The sequence below is a fragment of the Enterococcus sp. AZ095a genome, assembly GCF_050546735.1.
In the GTDB taxonomy this organism is placed as follows: domain Bacteria; phylum Bacillota; class Bacilli; order Lactobacillales; family Enterococcaceae; genus Enterococcus_D; species Enterococcus_D entomosocium.
Window position 1 is genome coordinate 985,174 of record NZ_CP172953.1, and the last position, 22,358, is coordinate 1,007,531.

25 protein-coding genes are annotated in these 22,358 nt (G+C 42.4%); 18 read left to right on the plus strand and 7 right to left on the minus strand.

Annotation, left to right across the window (positions count from 1 at the left end; all coding sequences use genetic code 11):
- The first annotated feature begins 120 nt into the window (after window positions 1–120).
- The 8 genes from map to IGJ26_RS04450 all read left to right on the plus strand — a co-directional run bounded on the left by map (window position 121) and on the right by IGJ26_RS04450 (window position 8,308).
- Window positions 121–885, plus strand: a complete 765-nt coding sequence (gene map, locus IGJ26_RS04415) for a type I methionyl aminopeptidase (RefSeq protein WP_194188538.1) — start codon at window positions 121–123, stop codon at window positions 883–885.
- 79 nt (window positions 886–964) lie between these two features.
- Window positions 965–1,888 carry a YihY/virulence factor BrkB family protein gene (locus IGJ26_RS04420; RefSeq protein ID WP_005237256.1) on the plus strand — a complete coding sequence of 308 codons (924 nt, stop codon included), beginning with the start codon at window positions 965–967 and terminating at the stop codon, window positions 1,886–1,888.
- Between the two features lie 19 nt (window positions 1,889–1,907).
- Complete coding sequence (locus IGJ26_RS04425; protein WP_016613834.1) at window positions 1,908–3,128, plus strand: glycosyltransferase family 4 protein; 1,221 nt, start codon at window positions 1,908–1,910, stop codon at window positions 3,126–3,128.
- A gap of 286 nt (window positions 3,129–3,414) precedes the next feature.
- On the plus strand, window positions 3,415–4,401 hold the full coding sequence (locus tag IGJ26_RS04430) for an aldose epimerase family protein (RefSeq protein ID WP_194188539.1): 987 nt from the start codon (window positions 3,415–3,417) through the stop codon (window positions 4,399–4,401).
- Window positions 4,402–4,542: 141 nt separating this feature from the next.
- Window positions 4,543–4,989, plus strand: a complete 447-nt coding sequence (locus IGJ26_RS04435) for a CopY/TcrY family copper transport repressor (RefSeq protein ID WP_008377382.1) — start codon at window positions 4,543–4,545, stop codon at window positions 4,987–4,989.
- Between the two features lie 37 nt (window positions 4,990–5,026).
- Window positions 5,027–5,236, plus strand: coding sequence for a copper chaperone CopZ (gene copZ, locus IGJ26_RS04440; protein ID WP_005237251.1), 210 nt, complete (start codon window positions 5,027–5,029; stop codon window positions 5,234–5,236).
- Window positions 5,237–5,354: 118 nt separating this feature from the next.
- Entirely contained in the window at window positions 5,355–7,679 is a 2,325-nt protein-coding gene (locus IGJ26_RS04445; protein WP_194188540.1) for a heavy metal translocating P-type ATPase, read from the plus strand.
- A 101-nt stretch (window positions 7,680–7,780) separates the two neighbouring features.
- Window positions 7,781–8,308: a type II toxin-antitoxin system Phd/YefM family antitoxin gene (locus IGJ26_RS04450; protein WP_005237249.1), complete on the plus strand. Its 528-nt coding sequence runs from the start codon at window positions 7,781–7,783 to the stop codon at window positions 8,306–8,308.
- 160 nt (window positions 8,309–8,468) lie between these two features.
- Here IGJ26_RS04450 and IGJ26_RS04455 read toward each other — a convergent pair whose 3' ends face one another.
- The gene (locus IGJ26_RS04455; protein WP_061053872.1) at window positions 8,469–9,188 is read right to left on the minus strand and encodes a DUF2087 domain-containing protein; all 720 of its coding nucleotides are present in this window, start codon (window positions 9,186–9,188) and stop codon (window positions 8,469–8,471) included.
- Window positions 9,189–9,365: 177 nt separating this feature from the next.
- Here IGJ26_RS04455 and IGJ26_RS04460 point away from each other — a divergent pair, with 177 nt between their 5' ends.
- Both IGJ26_RS04460 and IGJ26_RS04465 read left to right on the plus strand, forming a co-directional pair.
- Window positions 9,366–10,535: a pyridoxal phosphate-dependent aminotransferase gene (locus IGJ26_RS04460; protein WP_194199610.1), complete on the plus strand. Its 1,170-nt coding sequence runs from the start codon at window positions 9,366–9,368 to the stop codon at window positions 10,533–10,535.
- A gap of 187 nt (window positions 10,536–10,722) precedes the next feature.
- Window positions 10,723–11,631, plus strand: coding sequence for a phosphate ABC transporter substrate-binding protein PstS family protein (locus IGJ26_RS04465; RefSeq protein ID WP_016608721.1), 909 nt, complete (start codon window positions 10,723–10,725; stop codon window positions 11,629–11,631).
- A 166-nt stretch (window positions 11,632–11,797) separates the two neighbouring features.
- On the opposite strand, the gene pnpS is transcribed toward IGJ26_RS04465, so the two are convergent.
- Window positions 11,798–13,528, minus strand: a complete 1,731-nt coding sequence (pnpS, locus tag IGJ26_RS04470) for a two-component system histidine kinase PnpS (protein WP_016613838.1) — start codon at window positions 13,526–13,528, stop codon at window positions 11,798–11,800.
- Window positions 13,528–14,232: a response regulator transcription factor gene (locus IGJ26_RS04475; protein WP_005237242.1), complete on the minus strand. Its 705-nt coding sequence runs from the start codon at window positions 14,230–14,232 to the stop codon at window positions 13,528–13,530. Before IGJ26_RS04475 ends, pnpS begins: the two co-directional genes overlap by 1 nt.
- 150 nt (window positions 14,233–14,382) lie before the next feature.
- Between IGJ26_RS04475 and IGJ26_RS04480 the strand changes: the two genes are divergently transcribed.
- The 4 genes from IGJ26_RS04480 to IGJ26_RS04495 all read left to right on the plus strand — a co-directional run bounded on the left by IGJ26_RS04480 (window position 14,383) and on the right by IGJ26_RS04495 (window position 17,216).
- A complete protein-coding gene (locus IGJ26_RS04480) occupies window positions 14,383–14,856 on the plus strand; it encodes a DUF523 domain-containing protein (RefSeq protein WP_430599895.1) in 474 nt (157 codons plus the stop codon).
- Entirely contained in the window at window positions 14,846–15,184 is a 339-nt protein-coding gene (locus IGJ26_RS04485; RefSeq protein WP_005228897.1) for a putative DNA-binding protein, read from the plus strand. The genes IGJ26_RS04480 and IGJ26_RS04485 overlap by 11 nt, the downstream gene beginning before the upstream one ends.
- Window positions 15,185–15,198: 14 nt before the next feature.
- On the plus strand, window positions 15,199–16,617 hold the full coding sequence (gene ffh, locus IGJ26_RS04490) for a signal recognition particle protein (protein ID WP_194188543.1): 1,419 nt from the start codon (window positions 15,199–15,201) through the stop codon (window positions 16,615–16,617).
- Between the two features lie 398 nt (window positions 16,618–17,015).
- Window positions 17,016–17,216: a CsbD family protein gene (locus IGJ26_RS04495; RefSeq protein ID WP_008377398.1), complete on the plus strand. Its 201-nt coding sequence runs from the start codon at window positions 17,016–17,018 to the stop codon at window positions 17,214–17,216.
- A gap of 46 nt (window positions 17,217–17,262) precedes the next feature.
- On the opposite strand, the gene IGJ26_RS04500 is transcribed toward IGJ26_RS04495, so the two are convergent.
- Genes IGJ26_RS04500 through IGJ26_RS04510 form a run of 3 tightly spaced genes read right to left on the minus strand, consistent with a single transcriptional unit; the run spans window position 17,263 to window position 19,700 of the window.
- A complete protein-coding gene (locus IGJ26_RS04500; RefSeq protein ID WP_430599896.1) occupies window positions 17,263–18,423 on the minus strand; it encodes an ABC transporter permease in 1,161 nt (386 codons plus the stop codon).
- A 12-nt stretch (window positions 18,424–18,435) separates the two neighbouring features.
- Entirely contained in the window at window positions 18,436–19,317 is an 882-nt protein-coding gene (locus IGJ26_RS04505; RefSeq protein WP_005237238.1) for an ABC transporter ATP-binding protein, read from the minus strand.
- Window positions 19,314–19,700 (minus strand): GntR family transcriptional regulator, encoded by a 387-nt coding sequence (locus tag IGJ26_RS04510; protein WP_008377404.1) that lies wholly within the window; start codon window positions 19,698–19,700, stop codon window positions 19,314–19,316. Before IGJ26_RS04510 ends, IGJ26_RS04505 begins: the two co-directional genes overlap by 4 nt.
- 100 nt (window positions 19,701–19,800) lie before the next feature.
- Between IGJ26_RS04510 and IGJ26_RS04515 the strand changes: the two genes are divergently transcribed.
- Both IGJ26_RS04515 and IGJ26_RS04520 read left to right on the plus strand, forming a co-directional pair.
- Complete coding sequence (locus tag IGJ26_RS04515; protein WP_016619836.1) at window positions 19,801–20,379, plus strand: DNA-3-methyladenine glycosylase I; 579 nt, start codon at window positions 19,801–19,803, stop codon at window positions 20,377–20,379.
- Window positions 20,380–20,385: 6 nt separating this feature from the next.
- Entirely contained in the window at window positions 20,386–20,919 is a 534-nt protein-coding gene (locus tag IGJ26_RS04520; RefSeq protein ID WP_005237235.1) for a dihydrofolate reductase family protein, read from the plus strand.
- An 83-nt stretch (window positions 20,920–21,002) separates the two neighbouring features.
- Here the strand turns inward: IGJ26_RS04520 and IGJ26_RS04525 are convergent, their stop codons facing one another.
- Window positions 21,003–21,554: an NADPH-dependent FMN reductase gene (locus tag IGJ26_RS04525; protein WP_061053874.1), complete on the minus strand. Its 552-nt coding sequence runs from the start codon at window positions 21,552–21,554 to the stop codon at window positions 21,003–21,005.
- Window positions 21,555–21,808: 254 nt separating this feature from the next.
- Between IGJ26_RS04525 and rpsP the strand changes: the two genes are divergently transcribed.
- Window positions 21,809–22,084, plus strand: coding sequence for a 30S ribosomal protein S16 (gene rpsP, locus IGJ26_RS04530; RefSeq protein ID WP_005228917.1), 276 nt, complete (start codon window positions 21,809–21,811; stop codon window positions 22,082–22,084).
- An 11-nt stretch (window positions 22,085–22,095) separates the two neighbouring features.
- Window positions 22,096–22,341, plus strand: coding sequence for a KH domain-containing protein (locus IGJ26_RS04535; RefSeq protein WP_005228918.1), 246 nt, complete (start codon window positions 22,096–22,098; stop codon window positions 22,339–22,341).
- The last annotated feature ends 17 nt before the right edge of the window (window positions 22,342–22,358 follow it).

Genomic DNA, 22,358 nt, shown 5'->3' on the forward strand with positions numbered 1-22,358 from the left:
AGCAAATGCACGAAAGTTTGAAAACAAAACTTGAAAAACTCTTTACAATGTCTGTGAATTTTGTAAAATAAGGGATTTCTATGGTAAAATAAGAGGAATTTAATTAAGGGAGACGAGAACATGATTACATTAAAATCTGCCAGAGAAATTGACCGCATGGCCGAATCCGGCGCGCTGTTAGCAGATGTCCACAAACAATTACGCAGTTTCATCAAACCAGGTATCACGAGTTGGGATATCGAAGTGTTTGTCAGAGATTATATTGAAAACCACGGCGGCATCGCTGCCCAAATTGGTTTTGAAGATTACAAATATGCCACTTGCTGCAGTATCAATGATGAGATTTGTCACGGGTTTCCTCGAAAAAAACCATTGAAAGACGGCGATCTAATCAAAGTCGACATGTGTATTGATTTAAAAGGCGCCATTTCTGATTCTTGTTGGAGTTATGTCGTAGGGAACTCGACGCCTGAGATTGATCGATTAATGGAAGTAACCAAAAAAGCATTGTATCTAGGAATCGAACAAGCGCAAGTGGGTAACCGAATCGGTGACATCGGTCATGCCATTCAAACCTATGCGGAAAAAGAAGGGTACGGGGTTGTGCGTGATTTCGTAGGACACGGCATTGGCCCAACGATCCATGAAAGTCCGATGATCCCTCACTACGGAGAAGCCGGCAAAGGGTTACGTTTAAAAGAAGGAATGGTCATTACCATCGAACCTATGATCAATACAGGGACGTGGAAAATGAAAATGGACCCTAATGGCTGGACTGCCTATACTCTAGATGGTGGCTTAAGCTGCCAATATGAACATAGTTTGGCTATCACCAAAGAAGGTCCGAGAATTTTAACTTCTCAAGGAGAAGAAGGAACCTACTAAATTTTATAAGTAGGAAACTTCTGGTTGTTACGTATGACAAAGAAAAAAAGGCAGATGATTCGCTGGCGGAGGAAGAAACATGAAAATCGTTGATAAAGTAAAAAGCAATCAAAAGCTGATGCGTTTCATCGAAACGACGCAAAATAGAATAACTGATTCAGAAATGGGGACCACTTCGGTCGTCGTGGCCTACTATTTATTGCTTTCACTTTTCCCGTTAATGATTGCGCTGGGGAATCTTTTGCCTTATTTATCAATTGATCCGAACACGGTTTTATCTTATGTACAGGAATTGATCCCGAATCAAATCTATGATTTTATCGGCCCAGCGATCGAAAATCTCCTCACCACAAGCTCTGGTGGATTGTTGTCGATCTCCGCTTTAGCGGCGTTGTGGTCCGCGAGTCAAAGTATCAATGCCTTGCAAATTGCGATGAACAAAGCCTTCGGTGTGGACCAGCGTTCCAATTTTATCGTGGTGCGCGCAGTATCATTTGTGATCATCCTGCTCTTTATGATTGCGATCGTTGGGGTTACGATGGTATTTGGGCTTGGAAAAATCATTCTTGATTTTTTGCAGCCGATTTTTAAGTTTCAAGACAATCTGATCGATACGTTCCAAACAGTCAAATGGCCAGTCACGATCGTTGCTTTGCTGTTTATCATGATGCTGATCTATTGGTTAGTGCCTAATGCAAAGGTCAAGTTGCGTTCGACTTTGCCGGGGGCGATCTTTGCAACGATTGGCTGGATGTTGCTGTCACAAGTGTTTGGCTTATACGCCCGTTACTTTGCTGCGAAAATCATTGGCTATCAAATTATTGGAAGTTTTATTGTTTTAATGATCTGGTTGAATCTTGCTGCGACGATTATTATCTTGGGTGGAATCATCAACGCAGTGGTAGAAGAGTATGTATCAGGACAAGAGATCAAAGAACGAACAGATCCTGTTCAGCGGATTTCTTCGAAAATCGAAGATACATTTACCAATAAAGAGAAATAACGGAAAGCGAGAATAAACGATGGATTTTGCATTCAAATTTGTAATGCGCTTATTTATAACAATGATCGTGTCTTTAATCCTAACACCGATCATTAAATTGATCTCTTTTAAGATCGGCGCAGTCGATCGACCAGGAGATCGCCGAATCAATACCAAAACAATGCCGACCGCAGGGGGATTAAGCATCTTCCTCTCCTTCTCTTTTGCATTGCTTTGGGAATTTCGCGCAATGATTCCCTTTGACTACGTCTGGCCGATGCTTTTAGGGGCAGCTATCGTCGTAGTTACTGGATTATTGGATGATATCTTCGAGTTGACTCCTATGCAAAAAACGCTAGGCTTGACGTTAGCGGCTTTGGAGATCTATTTTGTTGCAGGCATCAAAATCAGTACGGTTTCGATCCCTTATCTCGGGGTTTTTGATTTGGGCTGGCTTGGATTGCCTATGACGATCTTGTGGATTTTGGCGATCACAAATGCGGTCAATTTGATTGATGGTTTGGACGGTCTAGCGAGTGGGGTCTCCATTATCAGTCTGACGACCATTGGGATCATCAGTTATTTCTTTTTACCAAATTCAGTTGAAGTACCAATGGTGATCTTTACATTAATTGCCGCAATCGTTGGTTTTTTTCCTTACAATTTTTATCCAGCTACGATTTTTTTAGGGGATACTGGGGCACTTTTTCTAGGTTTTATGATCTCCGTCTTATCGTTGCAAGGGTTAAAAAATGCGACCTTCATTACAGTGATCACCCCGATGTTGATTTTAGGGGTACCGATCACTGATACCGTCTATGCCATGATTCGTAGAAAATTCAATAAGCAAAAGATCTCATCAGCGGATAAAATGCACTTGCATCACCGCTTACTTTCCTTAGGGTTTACCCATCGAGGAACAGTTTTGACGATCTATGCCTTGGCAATGGTATTTTCATTTATTGCATTATTGATGAATTATGCCAGCAACACAGCAATCATTTTACTGATCATCAGTACAGGCTTCGGCATTGAATTGTTTATCGAATTGATTGGTTTGGTTGGAGAAAATCGTCAACCATTGATGTGCGCACTGAAATTCCTTGGAAACCGTCGATTCAGGCAAAAAGTCCTCATGGCACGTGCGGAAAAAAGACAAGACAAGCAAGAAGAGGAAAGCGAGGATTTGGCTTCCAGTGCTTCTCAAATCAAAGAAAAGCGACGAAAGAGAAAACATTACCAAGCAAAACACAAAAAATAAACGATACAATTGCGGCATAGGAGCCCAACAGGCGAAGCGAATGTGATTGATTATTGAAGAAAAGACAGGAGCAGCCAGCGCTTCTCCTAGTACTTTCTCTCACGATCAGCTGACCATGATTCAATCAACCAGTTGGGCATTCTTGCCGCTTTTTATTTGTGTGAAGACGGCCCGGCATAAAATGAATGCCTACTGAATCCGTCCGTCTTGAATTGACGGATCTAGCCCTTAACGGCTATACTTAAAAAGAGTAGCAGACTAAACAAAGAAAGAAGGATATGAACGAATGCCAAATGTGAAACAAACGACCTCAGAAAAAATGGGAACGATTTATGAGCTTTCCAATGATAGCGGTACCATCGTAAGGCTGAGTCCCGAAGGCGCACGCTTATTGGATTGGGTCGTTCCAGTAGAAGAAGGCCGCGACATTGTGGTCGGTTATGATACGATTGAAGGACATCGCCAAGCACGCTATTATGGTGCAACAATCGGTCCAGTAGCGGGAAGGATCGCAGGTACCCGCTTTGAGGTTGAGGGGCAAGAATACAAAACGGAGGACAATGATGGCGGCAATACGCTTCATGGTGGTTCAAAGGGGCTTGACACGGATATCTGGATCGCTGAAACTTTTGAGGAAGCAGACAGAGCCGGCGTGATTTTTACTACCTCACGACAAGATGGCGACGGCGGCTTTCCAGGAAATGTTCGTTATCAAGTCACCTATACGTTGACTAATGACAATGAACTATTGCTTGCATATGACGCTAACACAGACAAAGCGACTTTATTTAACCCAACGAACCACGGTTATTTCAATTTGACAGGTGATACCCAACAGCCGATCGATGACCACTTGGTTCAAATCAATGCCGAACATGTGGCTGAAACGAACGATGACGTGACGACCACCGGTGAAAAAACGCCTGTCGCAGGCACAAAGTTTGATTTTAGACAAGAACGCCCAATGGGAACGACCATGTTGGATGATCCATTCTTATTGGATCATGAGCAAGAGTGGGATCTGAAAGTAACCAGTCCCGATCAAAAAGTGCAGCTGACTGTAACTACTGACCGTCCTGCTGTTGTTATTTACACAACAGGTGAGGGAGAAGCTGGGGCCCCAATGAAGACCGGTCCTTTTGCCAAACATGGCGGGATGGCGATCGAAACACAAGGTGTTCCTGGCTCTGAGAAATTCACCCACTTTGGTGAGATCGTGCTGCGCCCAGAAGAACCCTTCCACTCTGTGACGACGTATCAGGTCCACTTTTAAACGTTGGAACCAAACCATTTTTAACGAAATAGAAAAAAGCATTGCCAAAACGCAGAAAGTTTGGCGATGCTTTTTTTTGACAAAATACGATTACAGATGTAAACTTAAAAATGTGAATCACTTATGAAAGGAAGTGGACAAATGCAATCAGTGGTCGAACCAATCAAAATCAGCGATTCTGAATGGGAAGTCATGCGTGTGATTTGGACATTGGGACAATCCGATGCGAAAGAGATCACCGCGTTGTTAAGCGAAAATAAAAATTGGAAAGCAGCGACAGTCAAAACGCTTTTAGGACGACTTGTTAAAAAAGGCGTATTGAAAACAGAAAGCCAAGGGAAAAAGTTTGTTTACTCGCCACTTGTTTCAGAAGAAGCCACTGTTCGCAGTGCAGCTGAGAATCTTTTTTCTCATATTTGTGCCAAAAAAGTCGGACAAACATTAGCAGAAATGATCCAAGAAGCAGCATTGACGGCAGAAGATTTGGCGATGCTCCAAGCAGCAGTCGACCAAAAAGTGCCAGTAGCAGCGATTTCGTGTAATTGTATTCCTGGTCAGTGCCAATGCAAAACCCATGCAACAAAATAAATAGCCAACAAACTGTTAAAAGAAATGAGGAATAGTAATGAAAAAAAATATGCAAATCAGCGGAATGAATTGCGCCCATTGTGCCGCAAAAGTTGAAAAAGCCTTAAATGAAGTACCGGGTGTGAAAAAAGCTAAAGTGGACTTGAAAAAAGCTCGTGGGACGGTCAAATTTGACGAGTCGCAAGTGACAGAAACAGCCTTAATCAGTGCAATAACTGAAGCTGGTTATCAAGGTGTTTTTGAATAAGCGATGCAAACGCTAAAGTGATAAGGAGAAAAATCTAGAAAGTCCAGCCGCTTGAAGCTTTTGTATGAAGGCGCAAGACTGTACGGATATTCAGTGAAATAGGAAGGGGAATACTAGGATGAATCAGAAAAAAACGTCACCTGCAGACAATCGTCAGACGTCAAGCCATCATAGGCATGAACCTAGGAATGAGCAGGATAATAAAGGGCAAGAAGGACTCACACACCCACAGGCGGAGGAAGTCCCTGAGCCCCGAAGCCATGAGATGAATGGGGTGGATCATCAAGGGGCGACATCAAAACTGCAGGAGCATGAAAGCGCCGATAGTAACCATGCTCACATGGATCATGAGGTTTCCAGTATGGACCATAGCCACATGGATCATGAGATGTCTGGCATGGATCATAGCCACATGGATCATGAGATGTCTGGCATGGATCACAGTCATATGGATCATGAGATGTCTGGTATGGATCATAGTATGCATATGGGAAATTTTAAGCAAAAGTTTTGGCTATCCTTGGTTTTGGCGATTCCAATCGTCATTTTATCACCAATGATGGGTATCGAATTGCCCTTTCAGTTCACGTTTCCCGGCTCAGATTGGGTTGTATTGATTTTAGGAACGATCCTGTTTTTCTATGGGGGGCAGCCGTTTTTAAGTGGTGCAAAAATGGAATTGAAACAAAAAAGCCCAGCCATGATGACTTTGATTGCTATGGGGATTACGGTTTCTTATTTTTATAGTCTTTACGCGTTTATCGCTAATCATTTTCTTGCTGTTCCTCATGTAATGGATTTCTTCTGGGAACTAGCGACTCTGATCGTGATCATGTTGTTGGGGCATTGGATCGAGATGAATGCCGTTTCTAATGCCGGCAATGCATTACAGAAATTAGCAGAACTGTTGCCAAAAGAAGTGATTCGGAAAAATGCAGATGGATCAGAAGAACAGATTCCATTAGAAGAAGTGACCAACAAAACACAGCTGATCGTTCGCTCAGGAGATAAGATTCCTACAGACGGAACGATTCTTGAAGGGGAAACAACGATCGATGAGTCGGCAGTTACCGGTGAATCCAGACGGGTACCTAAAACCATCGGCAGTACTGTCATTGGAGGATCTGTCAACGGCAATGGTTCCATTACGATGGAAGTCACAGGGACTGGCGAAGACAGCTATTTGGCAAAAGTCATGGAAATGGTACGAAAAGCCCAAGCTGATAAATCCCGCTTAGAAGCACTTTCGGACAAAGTGGCGAAATGGTTGTTCTATATCGCCTTAGTTGCTGGTGTTTTGGCCTTTGCTGTATGGCTGTTTGTTGCTGACCTACCGACTGCTCTTGATCGAATGGTCACGGTATTCGTCATTGCCTGTCCCCATGCGTTAGGCCTAGCGATTCCCCTCGTTGTGGCTCGTTCAACATCGATCGCTGCCAAAAACGGCTTGCTCTTAAAAAATCGCAACGCATTGGAGAATGCGCATCATGTTGATTATCTGATCCTTGATAAGACCGGTACGTTAACAGAAGGAACGTTTACCGTAACTGGCATCGAGGCGACAGGCAGCCTTTCTGCATCAGAAGTACTAGCTTACCTAGCAGGTCTTGAGAAAACCGCCAATCATCCGATCGCAGAAGGTATTTTAGCCCAAGCAGAAAAGGAAAACATCATAGCCAAAAAGGCGAATGATGTTCAAACAAGGACGGGTATTGGTCTGGAAGGCGTAATCGATGGACAAAAGTGGTTGATCGTCAATCAAAAAGGATTGGAGCAATTAACCATCCAGTATCAAGGGAAATCCTTGAAAAATTATCAAGAGCAGGGCAATACCATTAGCTATTTGGTTCATGACGGCAAAGTGGAAGGAATCGTCGCATTAGGGGATAAGGTGAAACCAGAAGCGAGTCAATTTATTCAAAAAGTGAAAGACTTAGGCATCACGCCAGTTATGGCTACTGGGGACAACCAAGAAGCGGCGCAAGCCGTAGCCGATTACCTAGGAATCGAAGCCTTCCATGCGGCAATGTTACCAGACGATAAAGAACGTCTAGTCAGTGACTATGTCAAAGAGGGCAAGCGCGTCGTAATGGTAGGCGATGGGATCAATGACGCCCCAAGTCTTGCAAGAGCGACGATCGGGATTGCGATCGGAGCTGGAACCGATGTAGCGATCGATTCAGCCGATGTCGTTTTGACGAATAGCGAACCTCAAGACATCTTGCACTTCTTGACTTTGGCGAAAAAAACAAGGCGCAAGATGATTCAAAATCTCTGGTGGGGCGCAGGATACAATATTTTTGCTATTCCTTTGGCAGCTGGCGTGCTCGCACCAATCGGGATCATTTTGAACCCAGCAGTCGGAGCTGTCTTGATGTCTATGAGTACGATCATCGTTGCCATCAATGCAATGACCTTATCAATCGAAAAAAGCGGCGATTAGCCGCTTTTTTGTTTCTTTTCCTAGGAGCAGTGAAATACCTCTATAATCTGCTTCTGGATTTATGCTATAATGTGTTCGTTGAGACAAGGAGGACGTTGATTATGGAACTGAAGAAGTTGGATGTTCCCACTACTTCAATTACTGAAGTAAAAAAATCTCCGATGGATGTATTTAATCAAGCGCGAGAAGCAGGAACAGCAGTATATGTATTCAATCGTGAAAAAGTGGCGGGGGTCATGTTGACACAAGAGCAGTACGAAACGTTATTGCAGGAATTAGATTATTTGCGTCAGCGACCGCTGATGGAAGAAGAGCCTGAACAGCCGCCAGTGGCAGGGCTAGAAGAATTCTTACAAATCATGCGGCAAGCACTGATCACCGGTGCCAGCATCTCGGCAAAAAATTTAGATGAGCGGATGGTGGCGTTAGGCTTCATCACTCGTAAAACAGGTTTTGGCGGTGTCGTCGACATGGTGAACGAATTGAAAGAAACAGGTAAGATTGTTTATCAGTTGCGCAAAAAACAAGACGGCAAATCAGTGACTGCTGAAGTCATTGGGGAACAAGACAATCAAACGCAATTATTTGATAAATTGATCATCAAAAAAATCTTTCTAAAAGAAAAATAAACGCTGGAACTTGTCCCAGCGTTTCAGACAGTAGACAAAGTACGGGTGTTTTCGTACTTTGTCTTTTTTTGTAAAAAACTGGAGCTTGTTAACTTTTCAAAACTGTGAAAGATACTGTCCATCCAACCAACAAAAATTCCATCCAACTACAGACTGGGTTTTAAGTCAGCCAGTAAGTTTTTCCGTCTTTCGTCCGTTGCATAAATCCATACTCGATCAAATATCGTCGGACAGTGACATAATCGGTGATCGCTTGTTTTAATACATCGTTTACGGCAGCTTCTGAATAATTTTTCTTCGGATCAAATTTTTGTGCCAGCACACTTAAGACAACGATCTTGCGCTTTTCTTTGCTCGGAAACTGTTTGATAAACCCCGCTTCATCAAAATAAGTAGCAATGATCTTTTCTCTTTCACTAGCCGTAATGGCATAGCGATCATCAAGCATCGTCGCCCCTTTGTGAGGCGGCAGCAACGGGGTTTCTTGCAACAAGGACATGATACTTATAAAAACAGTCGCTTGTCGCTGCTTTTCTTTTAGCTTAAAGCGATGATTCCTGACAGTCGAAGAAGAGATACCTAAGCGCTGGGCAATCACAGTATCGCTAACATCTTGGGCAAACAGTTGTAAAATCTCCTGCTGGCTTTCTGATAAGCCTGTTTGTTCTTTGGGTAAAGCCAATAATGCGGATAAAACGGTTCCGTGATGCTCAGTGATATGTTGTATCATTCGTTTTTTTGCCGTAAAAAAGGCGCCATCAACGGGATAGATTTCTTCTTTGTCGAAGGTCTCCTGACAAAATACGCAACAATAATCCGTTGTTGTTTCGACATATCCTTGCTGATAATCAGAAATGGTAAACTCTTGATAAGGTTTCATTTTGGGTTCTCCTTTTTTGTTTGATTATATACTAACATAAAATGTTTTTGTTTGTAAATAAACAAACGGAATTGTGGTTATTAGATTAATTTCATCCGTTGCTTAAAATTGTCGCCTTTTTGTGTTAGGATTAACAACAATAGCGAATGAATTTGCTTAATTCAAAGGAGTGATACTATGGCAGACGTAAGCCAACGCTTCAATCACGAAGTGTACAATATAGCTGTTTCATTGATTCGTAAATTTGATGAACGGGTTTCTTCAATTCCTGATATTTTAAAGTTAACGTTAGGCGAGCCGGATTTTAACACACCAGAGCACGTGAAAAAATCGGGTGTCCAAGCAATCGAACAAAATTTTAGCCACTATTCTGGAATGGCCGGCTTAGCAGATGTTCGGCAAGCAGCCAGCCTCTTTTTGAAAAATAAATATCAGCTTGATTACGACTTTCAATCAGAAGTATTAGTGACGATCGGTGCAACGGAAGCAATCTCAGCTTCTTTATTAGCCACGTTGGAACCTGGCGATAAAGTTCTCCTACCGGCACCAATTTATCCAGGCTATGAACCAGTCATCCATTTAGCCCATGCCCAACCGATCTATCTTGATACGACGGACAATGACTTTGTTTTAGCGCCAGATGTTTTGGAAGCAGCCTTAAAAGAGCATGGGGAGCAAGTCAAGGCAGTCATTTTGAATTATCCTAGCAATCCAACAGGGGTCGTTTATACCCGAGAACAAGTCAAAGCATTGGCGGAGGTTTTAGAAAAATACCCCGTTTTTGTTATTAGCGATGAAATTTATAGTGAGTTGACTTATGATGAAACCCATGTGTCCATTGCTGAATACTTGCGGGATCAAACGATCGTGATCAATGGCTTGTCGAAATCTCACGCGATGACTGGGTGGCGCGTCGGCTTCATTTTTGCACCAGAAGCGTTGACTGCTCAGATCATTAAGGTCCACCAATACTTAGTGACTGCGGCATCAACGATTTCTCAAAAAGCCGCAGTGCGGGCATTGATCGAAGGCATCAATGATGCAGAAGTCATGAAAGCCGATTACCGTGAACGCCGAGATTACTTGTTTGAAAAGATGACTGCCCTTGGTTTTGAAATGGCGAAGCCATCAGGTGCATTCTATATTTTTGCCAAAATACCAGCTGGTTTCAACCAAGATTCCATGGCTTTTTGTGTCGACTTAGCCGAAAAGAATCAATTAGCAATCATCCCGGGTATCGCCTTTGGTCCCGAAGCAGAAGGCTATGTTCGTTTAAGCTATGCGGCAAGTATGGAAAACTTGGTGGAAGCGATGGATCGCTTGACACGCTATATGCAAAGCAATTGATTCTACAAACGTTTCTTTCGTTTTTAGATAAAGTAAGCCCCCTCTGATGGATTCAGTGGGGGCTTTTATAGGCAATCGACGAACTTTACAAAAGATTTACATCGCTTTATCGATTCTTTACATTAAATCCATCAAGGGTTTACACCGCCTTGCTAAACTAAGCATATAACGAAAGGAGATTTACTAAATGAAAAAATTGGGACTTTTATTTTTTGCAACTGGTTTATTATTAGCTGGCTGTGGGAGCGGTGGCGCAAGCACTGAGAGCAGTCAAGCATCAGGCGGATCTTCATCAGGTGCCGCATCAAATGAAAATGTAGAAATTTTAGCGGTAGGCTCAACTGCATTGCAACCCTTGGTTGAAGCAGCAGGTGAAAGCTTCTCAGCAGACAATCCCAATTATACAATTACTGTTCAAGGTGGCGGTAGCGGAACTGGCTTAAGTCAAGTAGAAGCAGGCGCTGTGACGATCGGTAATTCCGATGTTTTTGCGGATGAAAAAGATGGTGTGGATGCCAGCAAATTAGTTGACCATAAAGTAGCTGTAGTTGGTATGGCACCAGTAGTGAATAAAGACGCAGGCGTTACGGATCTTAGCCAACAAGATTTAATCGATATCTTTACAGGCAAAGTGAAGAATTGGTCTGAACTAGGTGGAGCAGATCAAGAAATCTCTGTAATCAACCGCGCATCAGGCAGCGGTACGAGAGCGACCTTTGAAAAATGGGGCTTAGATGGTGCAGAGACGATCCAAACACAAGAACAAGATTCTTCTGGAACAGTCCGTAAAATCGTTGCTGAAACACCAGGAGCAATCAGCTACCTTGCTTTATCTTATTTAGATGATTCAATCCAAGCGCTATCTCTTGATGGGGTAGAAGCGACCCCTGAAAATATTGCAGATAACAAATGGCCAATCTGGTCTTACGAGCATATGTACACGAATGGTGAACCAGATGCTAACGTCAAAGCCTTTCTTGATTACATCATGACAGACGATGTCCAACAAGGAATCGTTATCGAATTAGGATACTTGCCAATCACTGATATGAAAGTAGAACGCAGTGTAGACGGCGAAGTAACGAATGTTGAATAGTGAAATGAATGGACGAAGAAGGAGGAATCTCCTTCTTTTTTTGTTTAAACAATCAAGAAGATACTATCGGATGGCACTTCATCTAGTGGGGAATACCAACTAAAAATGATTACAAAAACAGCCGATAACCTTTATTCACCTGTTATCGGCTGTTTTTTATCAATAATCATCTTTTTTCATGAAGCGGCAAAGTCACCGTAAAGGTAGAACCAATTTTAGGGAAACTGTCAACCTTGATGCTGCCGCCTAATAATTTGGTATAGTCTTTGACGATAGCCAGCCCAAGTCCAGTGCCGCCAGAATTGCGAGCACGGGCTTTGTCCACCCGATAAAACCGCTCAAAAATCCGTTCTTGATCTTCTTCATCGATGCCGATGCCTTGATCCTGCACTTGAAAAAGCAGCTGGTCATCTTGCTCGGAATAGGATAATGTGATGACACCACCAGGTTTTGAATAGGTGACCGCATTTTCAACTAGATTTTTTACGATGGGCTGCAGCAGCTCTTTTTTGGTAGATAAAATGAATTGTTCGGGTCCTTCAAATTGAAAGGTCAATTGCTTCTTAACAGCTGCGGGACCATAGGTTTGAACGACTTGTTGCAGCAGCTCAGAAAAGTTGATCGGTTGGTCGACATACTGGAAAGAATCACTGTCTTGAGACAATTGGATGATATCTTGTATTAGATTTTTCAAGCGATAAGCATCTTTTTGAATGATTTCTAAGAAGGTCTGCAACGTTTCAGGGTCTTCTTTGGCGCCATCCAGCAGTGTTTCAGTAAACCCAATCAAGGAAGTTACCGGCGTTTTTAATTCATGGGAAACATTGCCGACAAAATCTTTTTGCATCTTTTCTAATTGTCGGATGCGTGTCAAGTCATAAGAAATACCAATCAACTGGTTTTCTTGGAAGCTTCGCAAGGTAACATCTAAGACTTTTGAACGTTCCCCGCTAAGGGTGGTTTCCGCATGGAAAATAGGGGTCTCGTCATTAAATTGATAGATCAACTGGATCAATTGTGTGTCATGGATCACTTCAGTAAAAGGTTGCGGTAAGATCGGTGCGGTTTCCATCCCTAGCTGTTCTTGCATCGTCGGATTCAACAGCAGCAGTTGATTTTCTTCATTGATGATAAAGACACCGATCATCAGTTCACTGAGCAAGCCGTACAGTTGCTGTTCAGAAGCCGCATAGGCACGATAGGTCTGGCTCATTTGCTCGCTCAGCTGATTGATCAGTTGATACAACTCATCATGTTCAGGGGTTTCTTGCATAATGATTGCTTGTTGATCGGGCGAGGTGATCATTTTTTTTACGACGGGCAGAATCGTTTGGATCGGCCGATTTCGCTGGCGCAAGGTATGGAAAATCAATAGGCTGATCAAAAAGCAAAAAACAAGATAGACAATCAAGATCGACTGCTTGATTCCTTCATTTTTTGCAAAAAAAGCCGCGGTCGGTTCGGCGATTCGCAAGATTTGAGTCAAGTTTCCATCCTCTTTGACAGGAATCGCCACGTAAAGCAATTCTTCATGCAAGGTGTCGCTTTCCCGCAGCGATTGACCGACGGAGCTTCCGCGCAAAACGGCTTGGACTTCTGGACGATTGGAGCGGTTTTCATGCAGTGTATGATCATAGGTATCGAAAATGATCTGACCTTGGTCATCTAACAAAGTGATGCGACTATTGCTATCTTCAACATAGGTATCCGCAAACTGTTCTAAGGCCGCGGTTTGATTATCTGATAGATTCAAAAATACGGTGGCTTTCTCTTGGAGAAAAGCCACTTGCTGGGCAATGACTTGCTGACGGTAAAAACTGCTTAGAACTTGCCAGCACAGGAAAAAAATCAGCAATAGACCGATCGACCATAAACCATAGCCATAGCGTTTTTTCATTAGACTGGCTCCTGAAATTTATACCCGAAACCCCGAACCGTTACTAAGTATTCCGGCCGTTTTGGATCAGCTTCCAATTTTTCTCTTAAATGACTGATGTGAACATCCACGATTCGACTTTGTCCATCAAAGTCGAAGTTCCAAATGCGATTGAGCAAGGTATCGCGATCGATTACGCGGCCTTTTCGTTTCATAAAGTAAACTAGCAGCTCGAATTCTTTTGGCGTTAGGAAGATTTTCTCACCATCCACACTGACTTGGAAATTCGTCAGGTCTGCTTGGATCCCACCGACTTGCAGAATCTCTGCAGGTTGATCTTCTTCTCGTGTTTGTTGACGGGGTTCTAAACGACGGAAGATGGCTTTCATTCTAGCTAATACCTCTCTAGGACTGAAAGGCTTCGTCAAATAGTCATCGGCGCCGATCTCTAAGCCTAAGATCCGATCGATTGGATCATCTTTTGCGGTCAAGACGAGGATCGGGGTCTCGATTTTTTCTTGACGCAATTTCTTCGTGATCTCGATGCCGTCCATATTCGGCAGCATGACATCTAAGATGATAAAGTCAAAAGGCTTAGACAAGGCTAATTCGTAGGCTTTTTGACCATCTGAGGCGGAAACGACTTGATAGCCCTCTTTTTCTAGATTAAAGGTTAAAAGTGTGACGATGGAAGGTTCATCATCGACAACGAGTATTTTTTTCATGGCAAACTCCTTTAGCTTCTTTTTTTCAAGAAACGATTAAATTTCAACGAACAAGTCCTATTTTAGCATGAATAGACAATTGGTACTATTGCAACCACTAAATAAATGCTATAATAAAGGACGATTTCATAGGAAAGCTGAGGGTGCTATATGATCGGAATCAGTGCGTGTCTAGGCGGTGTACTTTGCCGTTATGATGGAAAACACCAAGCAGTGCCACCATTGATCGAACTGGTAAGAGCAGGTCAAGCAATGATGGTTTGTCCAGAAGTTCTTGGCGGCTTGCCGATCCCACGGGAACCGGCCGAAATCGTTGGTGGCGATGGGGTGGACGTTTGGGCGCAACGAGCGAAGGTCGTCACCACCTCAGGGGAAGACGTGACCGAACAGTTTACTACCGGCGCGAAAATTGCTTATCAAAAATTACAAGAGCAAGGCATCACTCAACTGATCCTAAAAGAGAAAAGTCCCTCTTGTGGCAGTCAGATGATTTATGATGGCAATTTTACTGGAATCAAAAGAACAGGGATCGGTGTCGCTTGTGCGTATTTTCGGCAACAAGGCATGACTGTTTTGTCCGATGTCGAATGGCTTGCAAAACAGGAGGAAGCAAATGGAAATTGAAAAGACCAATCGCATGAATGCGTTGTTTGAGTTTTATTCCACGTTATTGACAGAAAAACAGATGAATTACATGGAATTGTATTACGCAGATGATTTTTCTCTAGGAGAAATCGCTGAAGAGTATCAAGTAAGCCGTCAAGCAGTCTATGACAACATCAAACGCACCGAACGTATTTTAGAAGACTATGAAAAAAAACTACATATGTTTTCGGACTATATCATGCGGGAAGACTTGCTGGATCAGCTAAGCGAGTATACGAAAACTCACTATCCAAAAGACGAAACCTTACAGGGGTTTATTCAACAGCTCCAAGAAATTGAAGAATAAAGGAATGAAAAAAAATGGCATTTGAAAGTTTAACTGAACGCCTCCAACAGGCAATGAGCAAACTGCGCAGAAAAGGAAAAGTATCTGAAGCAGATGTAAAAGAAATGATGCGTGAGATTCGTCTAGCTTTATTAGAAGCCGACGTCAATCTGCAAGTTGTAAAAGAGTTTACCAAAAATGTCCGTGAACGGGCAGTGGGGGTAGAAGTATTAGAAAGCCTATCTCCAGCGCAACAAATCGTTAAGATCGTTGATGAAGAATTAACCAAAACATTAGGATCAGAAACAGTTGGGATCGAAAAATCACCGAAGATCCCAACGATCATCATGATGGCTGGTTTGCAAGGGGCAGGGAAAACCACCTTTGCTGGGAAATTAGCCAACCATTTGATCAAAACCGAAAACGCACGTCCATTAATGATCGCTGGTGATGTGTACCGACCAGCTGCGATCGACCAGTTGAAAGTATTAGGGCAGCAATTGGATGTACCTGTTTTTGATATGGGAACTGATGTCAGTCCAGTTGAAATCGTCCGCCAAGGATTGACTTTGGCTCGGGAAAAGAAAAATGACTACGTTTTGATCGATACGGCGGGTCGTTTGCATATCGACGAAAACTTGATGGAAGAGCTAAAACAAATCAAGGACTTGGCACAGCCAAATGAAATTTTACTGGTAGTGGATGCGATGACAGGACAAGATGCTGTCAACGTGGCGGAAAGCTTCAATCAACAACTGGGGATCACAGGGGTAGTCATCACCAAACTAGATGGCGATACTCGTGGCGGTGCGGCATTGTCAATTCGTCAAGTTACTGGCGCTCCAATCAAGTTCACTGGTACCGGTGAAAAATTGACCGACCTTGAAGTATTCCATCCAGATCGGATGTCTAGTCGGATTCTCGGTATGGGTGATATGCTGACTTTGATCGAAAAAGCACAGCAAGATTACGACGAGAAAAAAGCAGAAGAACTTGCTCAAAAAATGAAGGAAAACTCCTTCGACTTCAATGACTTTGTTGAACAGATCGATCAAGTCATGGGCATGGGCCCAATTGAAGATCTTTTGAAAATGATTCCGGGAATGAGCCAAATGCCTGGCATCGAGAACGTCAAAGTTGATCCAAAACAAATTGCCCGTCAAAAAGCCATGGTTTATTCCATGACACCAGCAGAACGTGAAAATCCTGATTTGTTAAATCCAAGCCGTCGTCGCCGGATTGCCGCCGGTTCTGGCAACAGTGTCGTCGAAGTCAACCGCATGATCAAACAATTTAAAGAATCCCGCAAAATGATGCAGCAAATGAGCAAAGGGAATATGAACATTCCTGGCATGGATCAAATGTTTGGCGGCGGTGTCAAAGGGAAACTTGGAAAAATGGCCATGAATCGTATGGTCAAAAAACAAAAGAAGAAAAAGAAAAAACGCAAATAATCGTTTAACACTGATAGGAACTAAGAACCGAACCTTCTCTTAGGGTACAATTAAAAAAAACATGACCTGAAAAGACACCAAATCGAGAAGCTGTACCTCCTGATTCTAGCAGCTGCAGCTCCTCAGATTGCCTTCTTTCAGGTCATGGTTTTTTTATGTTCACAGTGTCCTCTTTAAATGAACTCCTTCAAAGAACATCAAATAGAACATCTAAAGAACATCCCTTTTTATAGAGAAAGCCAGCTTTCTACTGAATATCCTAAATCGTCCAAGAGTCAAAAATAGCGAAGAACTATCGTTGCGGACAACTCAAAGGATAAGATAGAAGCAGAACATTCGTGCTTTCTGGCAAATGATGCTACTATTAATTTATAGCAAGTATGAAAGGAGTTTTTACGATGACAAACAAGGATCGCATTGAAGGAAAAGTAACCGAAACAAAAGGGAAACTTACAGGAGATGACTCCGAGGAGTTAAAAGGGAAAACCCAAAATAAATATGGGAAAGCCAAAGATAAGGTTGAAGATTTTGCGGATGATGTTTCTCGCAAAGTAAATGACTTCTTTGACAAAAAAGACGACGACAAACCTAAACATTAAACATAAAAGCGTCCCGGCAACAATTTCTTGTTGTAGGGACGCTTTTTTAAATATTGCTGACCTGTTTGTTTTTTCGTTTGTACCACCAATTCATCAGTGCTTTAGGATAGACAAGCAATAAACTGATGAATAAGCAAGCAACCAGCAACAAGCCAAGCCGAAGGATGATGTTCCAAAGACTGACATCATACCCCTCATAGAGATCACGGTAAAAAATTTCTAGCGGGTAATAAGAAATCATGGATAGATAGAACCAGGTTCCTAAAGAAAGCAGCCAATAAACCGGGGCGCGCAATTTAGGGATCGTTAAATAGTCACCGTCATTTTCTAAAGAAATTTTCGAGAACACTTTTTCGGCAGCAAGAATCAGCAAGCCGCTCAAACCGAGGTAAAGGAGCAGTAGCCACCAAGGATAGACATATCCTTGCGGCCAATCGATCCACGTTTGAAAAGGAAGCAGAAAATCCCCATGACCAAGAAATACAAAACTAAAAAACTCGCGGGTACATTGGAAAAAGCTATACCCCATTGTTCCTAGAGAAAGAGTGAAGAACACCGACAGCACGCCAGTAAACAGATTCCCCAGTAAAACGCCCAACAAGGTGCCGACAGCAAATACTAGTAGATTCGTTGCCAAAGTACTAAGGGCGGAAAGCAGCACGTCTTGAAGCGGCACAGCGAGATAGCGAGCCGGGATCATTGTGTATTCGATCAGGATATGACCTAACAGGCCCAACACTAAACAAGCGGTCAAGGGTAAGCCGATAAAAAGCAGTTTCTTGCGAAAGACGTGCTTTCTGCTAAAGGGTAAAGCAAATAAAAAGCGATTGAAATTGGTGCGGCCATCGACAAAAAAGGACAAAAAGCCCCAAATAAACAGGAAGACAATCACAAATTGATTCATGGTGGTCATATACGGGCGATTGTAATAAAAATCATCTGAGTACTCTTTGTTGATTGTCAATACCGCATCGCGGTACTCTGCTGCCGAATCAAAGTAAACCGGGGTTTCACCGTTGTAGCTTTTGACATAGTATTCTCGATTTTCGTTAAAATCTTTGATAAATTCCTCAGATGCCAAATAACGTTCTTGCTGGTGCCAAGAATTTTGTGATTGCCAGCCAGCACTAAGATACATGAAGAGCACGACAAAACAAAAACCGATCAATAGCTTACCGTAGCGTTCTTTAAATATATTGCTTAACATCGTTTTCCACCTCTATCCTTCCACCAATGCTTCTTGTCGTAAATTTGCTTCAAACAGATCTTCCAAAGTCAAAGGTAATTCTTCGAAAACCAAAGGATCAAGTTGCTGGATCTCAGCCGCCAGCTCCTCTGTGTAATTGTCAAACAAAGCAGTCAAGACTCGACCTTGTTTTTGAATCAGCTTGGAGTGCTGCTTGATAAGGGGAGGAATCTGTTTGCTGCGAAAGACGAGTTGGAGTTTGCGAGATTGTTCGCGAATCGTTTCCAAACGGTAGTCTCCTTCAATCGTTTTCCCTTTGATCAACAAGGCACGATCAATAATATGTTCTAATTCATTTAGATTATGAGAAGCGATTAAGGCGGTACGATTCGACTCGCTGAGGCTTTCCAGCAATAATCCAATCACTTTTTTACGGACGATCACATCAAGCCCATCAAAAGGTTCGTCTAACAGTAAGAACGTCGCATTTGAGGCGATCGCAAGAATCATTTTATAAAGACCTTGCATACCTTTTGACATCCGTCGGTAGGAAAGCGTCAGAGGAAGACCGTGACTTTGCATCAATTCTAAGTAAAGATTCTGATCGAAATTTGGATAAGCAAGCCGATAAAATTGATTGAGCTTTTTCAAAGAGTAGGCCGAAAGAAAGTTTTCTTTTTCATCAATATAAAAAAGTTGTTCTTTTAATTGCGGATGCTGATCCAGGCGTTGGTTATCGATGGAAATCTCCCCATCATCTAGTAAATAATGCCCAGCAATCGTCCGAAACAACGTGGTTTTCCCAGAACCATTGCGGCCGATTAATCCTACGAGCTCTCCTTTTTCCAAAGAGAAGTTCACGTTTTCTAAGACAATTGTTTGTTCCATTTTCTTGGTCACATGCTCGATCTTCACTGTGGATCGCCTCCTAACTCTTGTTCAAAGCCATTCATCCAATCGCTCAGCTCACGCATGCTGATCTGTAAATGGCGTGCTTCGATCACCAATTCTTTCAAACGTTCTTTCACTTGTAAGATCCGAATCTCATCGCGTGGCAGATCCTCAGTAACTTTCACAAAGGTGCCTTTTCCTTTGATGGTGACAAGTACTTGCTCATTTTCCAATACTTTGTAGGCTTTGCTGACGGTATTTGGATTCATCAACAGGCGCTTGGCCATTTCACGAACCGAAGGTACTTGGTCTCCGGCGGTTAGAACACCGTTCAGAATATCTTCTTTGATACTTAAAACCAATTGCTCATAGTAAGGTTTGCTGCTGGCTTTGTTAATGCGAACCACAAAATCAGCTCCTTTCATTTATGTGTACTAGTATACGTAGTACGCTGGTGGATGTAAAGTCATTTATGATAAAATAAACAAAAAGGAGCTGATGAGGACAATGGAGCGATGTGAATGGGCCAACAGTACACCAGCAATGCAGGAGTATCATGATACGGTATGGGGAAAACCTGAGTATGAGGATCAGCAGTTGTTTCGAAAACTGGTGTTAGATATGAATCAAGCAGGATTGAGCTGGCAAACGATTTTAAACAAGATGGCGAATTTCGATGCAGCATACGATCAGTTTAATATCATAAAAGTAGCGAACTATACGGAAGAAAAAGTGGAAGAACTGATGATGAATCCAGGAATCATTCGCAATCGACGAAAGATTGAAGCAGCGATCATCAATGCCCAAGAAGTTTTAAAAATCCAACAAGAATACGGCAGTTTCTCCGCATTCTTGTGGCGATATGTCAATCATGAGCCAGTCATCAATGAATTTCAGCAGCAATCCGATGTACCGACCCATTCGGAAATTTCCGATCAGCTAGCAAAAGACTTGAAAAAGCGAGGCTTTAAATTTGTCGGAACGACAACTATTTACGCGTTTATGGAAGCGGTCGGCATGGTTAATGATCACTTAGTCACTTGTGTTTGTCGAAGGTCAGAAGCAATCGTAAAAATAAAGGAGTGAGCCTAATTGGGAAAAGTGGTATTTTATGGTGCAATCAGCCTCGATGGCTATTTAGCAGGTATGGAGGATCAACTGGACTGGCTGTTTCAAACTGATACCGGTGTTGCAACGACCTATGAAGCATTTTTTGCAACCATCGACGCGACCGTGATGGGAAGAAAGACCTATCAAGAAGCAAAAAAACTGATGGATGATGGACTGCTATATCCTGAAAAGACCAACTATGTTTTTTCTCGTACCCGAAAAGAGCCGCTGCCGGATGCAACCCTAGTGTCAACGGATCCAGTTGCATTTGTTTCAGCATTAAAACAAGAGGAAAACGTATGGGTAGTAGGTGGGGGTTCCTTATTAAAACCATTGCTGGAAGCTGATTTGATCGATGAATGGTTTATTCAAATCGCGCCGGTGTTTTTAGGAGAGGGCAAGCGACTGTTTGAACCGGGGGATTATGCGAGACGCTTGACGTTTGTTGAAACAAAACAGATGGGGGAACTGACAGAACTTCATTTTGTCCGAAAGTCTGTGTCAGGCAGCGAGTAAAAAGCGCAAACGATTATTCTTCACAGTAAAAAGACCAAGAAACTCAGTGCCGAGTTTCTTGGTCTTTTTGTTTGGATTCTTAATTAGTTGAATCGTTGAAAGAGTTCAATATATTTTGTAATGATCGTTTCAAAGAAGCTTACTGTATCTGGGTTGATTTCGTTGTTTTCATCAATCAAGTTGGTGATTCCACCGATATAGGCTTCTGGTTGTTGTAGAGTAGGCATATCCAAAAAGACTAATGATTGACGTAGGTGATGGTTTGCACCAAACCCAGCGATCGCTCCTGGAGAAACGCTGACAACCAAAGCTGGTTTGCCACCCCAACTGCTAGCACCGTAAGGACGAGAACCAACATCTAATGCATTTTTTAATGCTGCAGGAACAGAACGATTGTATTCTGGTGTAAAGAAGAAGACCCCGTCAACGGCGCTTAATGCTTCCCGAAATGCTGTCCATTCAGCAGGAACTTTTCCTTCAACTTCCAAATCTTCATTGTAAAAAGGCAAGTTGCCGATTTCGATGAAAGATGCTTCAAAACCTTCTGGTAATAATGATGCGAATTTTTTCGCTACGAGTTTATTAAATGATCCTTCCCGTAAACTGCCGACGATAAAACCAATTTTTTTTGTCATGTAAATTTCCTCCTTGTTGTTTTCTACTCATTAAGCTTACCAAAAGTAAGTGGATGGTGCAAATAAAACGATTTGACTTTAAAAAGTTTCTCTATTACTAATGATACGCGTCCTGATTCATTCTGGCAAAAGATAACCATGCTTAGAAAATAAGAAAGAAGAAACTTTTTTTAGCTGTAAAGAAAAAACTCTTTACACCATCGAAAAAACCTGTTAAACTAGCTCTTGTGATTAAATCAATGGAGGTGTAAATAATGGCAGTAAAAATTCGTTTAAAACGCATGGGTTCTAAAAAGAAACCTTTTTACCGTATCGTCGTAGCAGATTCACGTTCTCCTCGTGACGGACGTTTCATCGAAACAGTTGGTACTTACAATCCTTTACTAGACCCAGCTGAAGTGACAATCAAAGAAGATTTAGTTCTTGATTGGTTATCTAAAGGTGCGCAACCTTCAGATACAGTTCGTAACATCCTTTCTAAAGAAGGCGTTATGAAAAAACACCACGAAGCAAAATTCACTAAGAAATAAGGTGACTTTGGATGAAAGATTTGCAAGAATTAGTCTTAACGATCGTTTCACCACTTGTTACCAAACCTGAGGATATCAAGCTTGAGCTGGTAGAGTCAGATGATTTCTTGGAATATAATCTTACTGTGGCACCAGAGGATATTGGTCGTATCATCGGTAAACAAGGTCGGGTTGCCAAAGCAATTCGAACAATCGTTTACAGTGTACGGACAAATGGACCAAAAAAAGTTCGTTTGAATATCATTGATGGTAAATAAGCAAGAATGAAAAGCAT